Annotated in this window: 1 protein-coding gene; it reads right to left on the reverse strand. The window is 62.5% G+C overall.

Annotated elements, in window-relative coordinates; translation table 11 throughout:
- Nucleotides 1-209: 209 nt before the first annotated feature.
- Nucleotides 210-1,241 carry an IS110 family transposase gene (locus GGD65_RS39925; protein WP_183238760.1) on the reverse strand — a complete coding sequence of 344 codons (1,032 nt, stop codon included), beginning with the start codon at nucleotides 1,239-1,241 and terminating at the stop codon, nucleotides 210-212.
- Nucleotides 1,242-1,303 lie beyond the last annotated feature (62 nt).

The following is a 1,303-nucleotide window of genomic DNA, read 5'->3' on the forward strand; positions in this document are numbered from 1 at the left end:
GGAGCGGCCATGTGTTCGGCCTGTTTGCGCGGTTCACGTGACCGCTGGCCATAATGCCCTCCGCGGATCAGGTCCCGATCAAAAGCACGCATTCGAAGATGCCATGGCCCATGTGGGTTGTCCTGATCGCCGGATCGACCGGCGCTGCATTAAGTGCTGTTCGCCCTTCCAACCGTTACGTCACACCGGCATGTCCGGCGTGATCTCGTTTACGCCGTGAGAGCGGCGGGTTCCTTGTAGCGTTCGTTCCTGGCCATCATCGCCCATGCCATCCTGGCAAGTTTGTTGGCGAGCGCGATGGCGGCGACCTTGGTAGGTCGCCGCGCCAGCAATGCGGTGAGCCAGGGCCGATGCCCCGTGCCATGGATCTTTGCATAGCGGATCACGGCGAGTGCGCCTGCCGTGAACAGGCTGCGCAAATAGCGATCGCCCTGCTTGCTGATACTGCCAAGCTTGTCCTTGCCTCCGCTCGAGTTCTGCTTTGGCACGAGCCCAACCCACGCCGAGAAGTCCCGACCCGATCGGAAGGCCTTGGCATCGGCAACGCTCGCGACCAGCGCTGTTGCCAGCGCCGGCCCGACGCCGGGGATCGCGTCCAGCCGTTTGCTCGTCGCGCTTGATCGATGCCAGGCGATGATGCGTCGGTCGAACTCCAGGATTTGGGCCTTCAGCGTCCGCAATTGACTGCCGAGAGCAGCAAGACATGCGCGGGCCGCCTCCGGGAGCCGGTGGTCAGCTGTATCGGCGACGACTTCCAGCAGTTGCTCGACACCTCGGCGACCGACCGGGGCGACAATCCCGAACTCGGCAAGATAGGCGCGGATTGAATTGATGACGGCAGTCTGCTGGCGGATGAAGAGATGGCGCGCGCGATGAAGCATCAGACAGCTCTGTTGCTCGACCGTCTTGGTCGGCACGAACCGCATGTTGGGTCTCGTGACCGCCTCGCAAATCGCCTCCGCGTCCGTGGTGTCGTTCTTCTGCCGCTTGACGTAGGGCTTCACATAGGCCGGAGGCATCAACCGCACGGTATGCCCCAACGCCTGCAGTTCGCGGGACCAGTAGTGGGATGACGCGCAAGCCTCGATCCCCACCAGGCACGGCGGCAACTTCTCAAAGAACGACAGCATGAAACGGCGCTTGAGCTGGCGGCGGATCACCACCTGACCGGCTGCATCGACGCCATGCACTTGAAAGACCGACTTCGCGATATCCAGACCAATCGTCGAAATTGATTGCATAGGCTGCTCCTCCGAATCGTGGGAGCCTCAAACGGCGCCCCATCCTTGGCACTCTCGTGCCC

It is taken from the genome of Bradyrhizobium sp. CIR18 (assembly GCF_014198295.1).
Lineage (GTDB): Bacteria > Pseudomonadota > Alphaproteobacteria > Rhizobiales > Xanthobacteraceae > Bradyrhizobium.

Excerpts from the sequence above, each read along its gene's own strand:
- GGD65_RS39925 (WP_183238760.1), bottom strand. The coding sequence starts at position 1,241 with ATGCAATCAATTTCGACGATTGGTCTGGATATCGCGAAGTCGGTCTTT.